The sequence below is a fragment of the Staphylococcus sp. SUC_1.2 genome (assembly GCF_026222585.1).
The window spans coordinates 1-4,806 of record NZ_JANJPM010000060.1; the positions used below are offsets into that span (position 1 = coordinate 1).

Sequence of the window (4,806 nt, forward strand, 5' to 3'; positions counted from 1 at the left end):
CGATGCTTTCGCAAGACTAAAATATAGAAAATAATAAAGTCTCCTAAAGTGAAGCGACCCCAAAAGTTAGATCAATACCTAACTTTTGGGGTAATTTATTTTTTGAATACCTTTTGGAATTGAACATATCCAGAAATGTAGTGTTCAATATCATCGATACTAGTAACAATTTACATAATTACATTAATTAAATATATATTATTTGATAAAACAATAACATTAAAAGTTAATGTTTATGCAACTTTAACTGAACATTACCACGAAACACTAACTAAATTCTTGAAAAATAAAAAATTATTTCTAAAATAAATTTCCAATAGGTCAAACAGAAATAATACCAAATGAATTTATAGTCGAAAAATAAGAAATACTATGACAGAAATAATACTAACTAATCCAAACAAGCTAGCAATTGTAATTGGTTAAGATGAACACGATATAAAAATACTTAATATTTATGATCGAGAAGGTAATAAGATTGAACATATAAACATTAATAAAAGAAAAGATATTTCTACCAAAAATCAAATAGAAATAAAAGAACATAAAAATTTACATCGTTATCTCTTCTTTAAATGAGTCCAAAGCCAACTAATTACATAGAATTAAAAAATAATATTAAAAGTTACATAATAAAATACTAAAAAATAATCAAATGCTCATCATAATTGTTTAAATCGTGAAAACATTAAAATTTGAGAAGAGTGTGCTTGAATATGAATTAAATGCAACGAAATATTAAGAAAGAAATTCTAAAAATTTTTAAAGTCAGATTTGGGATCTTGATATGAAGTGAAAATAATAGTTTCTTTTTCTCCACGTATAAATCCACTTTTATATTTAAGTCCTAAAATAAAAGAATTATTAAATTTAAATAAATCATATTTATAATACTTATATATTTGATATAAATCTTTTACAGTATAACTTTGGCGATCTTTAATTCTGAAACGACCAGTTAGATTTGTAGCTATCGAACTAGATAATTTTAGTTTTTCAATCAAATACTTAGTATATTTTTTTCGATCTACATGATTTTCAAATAACTCATTAGCTAACTCATAGATTTCAGAAGGATGTGGTGAGTTAGTCATATTTTTTAGTAATGTATAAGTATAAATTTCTCGACCTTCAACATAGCCAGTTTTACTACTATTAGTTGACCAACTCTTCATGTTAATCTTTCTATTTTCTAATTTTTCATCTATAGCTTTTAAATAATAAATGAGTGGGCCCATTCCCTCAATTGTTTGAGACATATCACTGTTAAATTCTTCAATGATTTGTCCAGTATCATTATTTACTCTAATATAACTTTCCCCTACTTGACTAAGTTTCTCAAACAGATTATCAAAATCAAATTCTACGTCATTCCTCCTCAAAATATTAGGTAATGATTTAGCTATTTCTGGAAAATCTGTACCAGTTACAGAAGACTTTAGTAAAGTTAGAGAATCTTCATTACATAAATAATTTAAATCATTTATCAATAATTCTTTGTTAGGATACCAAATTATATTCTTACTTCGAACTTTATTTACGACTTGTCTTAATTCTATATCCTTACATAGAATATAATCTGCATTACAATTTTCTAACTCATCCACTAATTGTAAATGTGTTTCACTAGACTTATGACCTAAATCACTAATTTTTCCAATTGCAATGATTTTATTTCCTTTGTAAAATCTAGTTTGACTATTAAAAGCTCTAATTGCATTAATCATTGCAGGCAAAGAAGCATTATGTGTATCATCCAGTAAAGTTAGTTTATGAGATTTTGTTTGTATTTCTTTCAATGCTAATATTTTTGAAAAAGGTTTGAAATTCTTAAGTAAGTCTTTCTTTATTGGTAAATTTAGACTTTTCAGAGTTAGCATACTTGCTAGTGTGTTAGAAACCATTCCTTCACTAATCGTATTAAGTTGATAAATGTCTGTTTCGTTATTTTGGTCATTTATTAATAATTCAATATTTCCTTTATTATACTTGATGTTATCTACAGTTAAATCAGCATTACTATCCTTTTTAATACTATAAGTTAAGACATTATTTGTATTTTCTCGCGCTTTGTCTACTAAGTAATCTGCATATAATGTATCGTTATTAACAATTGCCACTCCATTATCTGCAAGTCCCTCAAAAATCCTTGTCTTAATTTTGGCAATATCTTTAACAGACTTAAAAGTTGAAAAATGTGCTTCACCTATACCAGTAATAATTGCTATATCAGGTTTTAAGTAAACTGCTGTATTTTCAAGATAATTAATAGCATTCAAAGATGTTTCAATCACAGCAAAGTCTGGATTTTTGATTAATTTCAACATATTATTATAAATGGCTGCTCGAACGTTATTGTTTCCTCTGTTTTCGAGTACATCAAAATCACTTAATAAGCTAGTAATTAACATTCTAGTTGAACTTTTACCCATTGATCCAGTTATTGCAACAACCGGATTTTTATATTGATTTCTAATATAAATAGCTAGTTTTTTAAATGCTTGAACTGAATCTTCTACAATTATTTGAGGAACAGTAAATTTTAAATTGGAAATATAACTTTCCGTTATAATTAAACCAATCTCTTCATTTTGGCTGTCAACTAAATCATTACCATCTAAAGCATTTTTATTTCTTCCCAATTCTCTTGCCCATGTTTCTTTATTTGGAGAAAAATATGCAGTCTTTTTGCTTTTTACAAATTTATAGATGGTTTCAAAATCATTTATTTCATTTGATTCTCTATTATGAGCATCCTTTAATGTTCCACCTATAATATGATAAATCTTTCTAATTGTTAGCATAATCAATACCTACTTCCTTTGAATACCTTTTGATACTGTACATACCCTGACAAATAATGCTCAATATCATCAATACGGACACGATAACCATGATGTTTAATAAAGAAGCTTCCTAAAATTCTAGATGGATTTTTAAAGTACATTGCAGTTTCAGGGTAAAAGAAGCCAACTCTTTGATAATCTGCTCTAATATCAATAACTTCTTTTAAATATTTTTCATCTATCAAATGATTTACTAATTCCTCATAACTCGTTTCTTTGGCTTTTTGTACTAATCGATAAGTAGCCATTAGCATTTCCAAGAATGTTGGGAAAGTAGTTTCACGGTTTTTAATATAATTTAGATATGTATTCACATTTTTTATCCCAAATTCAAAATATTTTTCTTGAGGATTAATTTGAACTAATTCATTTGTACAATATCCTAACCAATGATCATGATATTGCCAATATTTTTTCTCAATGAAACGATCCATTAAATTTTCTACAGTTTTCAACCATAACTCATTTTTATCTCTTTGATATAGTCTCAACAAAGCAAGGGCTGCTTCGCCATCATAATAAATGATTCTGAATTTCTCTTTAACACTTAAATCAGGATAATTCAATAAGTGCGTCGTTTCATATGTATCTTCATCAATCATTGAAAGAATACCGTTCGCTACTTTTTGAGCAGCTTCAAGATATTTAGGATTATTCTCATATTTCAAATATTCACATACAGCGAATATAAATGAAGCATTTTGTCCCAATTTAATTTCATTAGTGTCTTCCGTATCATCATAGACATACGCTTTATCTTCAACTTCAAGTAATTGATTTGAAATAACATAATCAATTGCTTTTTCAACAGGTTGCAAACTTTCACCTAAATATGCTAATCCTTCTATTAAGGCATATGTAGAAGATGAATGTCTTAGTATATTATAAAAACCAATTTCATTATCAAAATGTGGGAAATACCCATAAATATATTTACCATTATCTAACAACATATTTTGTAAGAAATGAGTGCTGCTTTCAATTAATTGATCAATTTCACTCCCCAAATGATCTACTTTTCTTAAACCTTTTCTATAACCATTGTTGTATAGTTCATATACTTCTTCATTATCTATAAAGAAGCCTTGTGTATAAAATTTAACAACTTCTTTTTCGTCATAAAATTCACTTGAAAAAGCCTTTTTGTTAGTCGTGTATTTACGTAAATAATTATTAATATTTTTATCAGAAAGAAATAGTTCTTTAGTTGTATTATCTGGTCGGACAAAAGCATTCGCATTAATTTCTTCAGGTAAAACGGCTAAATTCCATAGACTATCAAATGCGATACCAAAATCCACATAATTTCGTCGTGTATTAATTAACGTTTTTTTCAATTCTGTAAATTGAACTTTTTCAGTGGATGTAACAATATCTAATTTAATCCACTCGGGAAATTGACCTGTTTTCTTTTTAAATTTAAGTGCTGATTTCGAAATATCTTGCTTAAGGTAATTCGTTTTTTTGAACAGTTTAACTTGAGATTTGATGTTAGGTTTACCCAAACTTAAAAAAACATAATTATTAATTTCAATTTTATTATTTACTGCGGTTAATAATTTTTCTAATTTATATTCAAAATCCATAGTTTTCACCCTATTTATAATTATTTATCCTCTTTCTATCAATTAATATCATAGTATTTAAAATAAAACCAGGCCCTGAAAGGCCTGGTTTTAAATTTCATTGTGTCAACATGAAATCTACTTATTATTTTTCATCATTATTTTCGTTTTTACGACGTCTGCCAACTAAGAATAATCCTCCAAGTGCAGCGAATAATGAACCAAATAATGTGCCATTATTTTGATTGTTATTACCAGTATCAGGTAATTCATTACTATTTGATTTATCTGCTTTATCATTATGAGCTTTATCTGCATCTGCGTCTGCATCTGAATCTGCGTCTGCATCTGAGTCAGCATCTGCATCTGAATCAGCATCTGCATCTGCGTCTGCA

3 protein-coding genes are annotated in these 4,806 nt (G+C 27.3%); all 3 read right to left on the reverse strand.

Features of this window, described 5'->3' with window-relative positions:
* Positions 1 to 752 precede the first annotated feature (752 nt).
* Positions 753 to 2,804 carry a Mur ligase family protein gene (locus tag NR218_RS12405; RefSeq protein ID WP_053019377.1) on the reverse strand — a complete coding sequence of 684 codons (2,052 nt, stop codon included), beginning with the start codon at positions 2,802 to 2,804 and terminating at the stop codon, positions 753 to 755.
* A 2-nt stretch (positions 2,805 to 2,806) separates the two neighbouring features.
* Entirely contained in the window at positions 2,807 to 4,432 is a 1,626-nt protein-coding gene (locus NR218_RS12410; RefSeq protein ID WP_053015956.1) for a hypothetical protein, read from the reverse strand.
* 124 nt (positions 4,433 to 4,556) lie between these two features.
* On the reverse strand, positions 4,557 to 4,806 hold a 250-nt coding region (locus NR218_RS12415), incomplete at its 5' end, for an LPXTG cell wall anchor domain-containing protein (protein ID WP_265848592.1).

Coding starts and splice junctions, on each gene's coding strand:
- NR218_RS12405 (WP_053019377.1), bottom strand. CDS start 2,804: ATGCTAACAATTAGAAAGATTTATCATATTATAGGTGGAACATTAAAG.
- NR218_RS12410 (WP_053015956.1), bottom strand. CDS start 4,432: ATGGATTTTGAATATAAATTAGAAAAATTATTAACCGCAGTAAATAAT.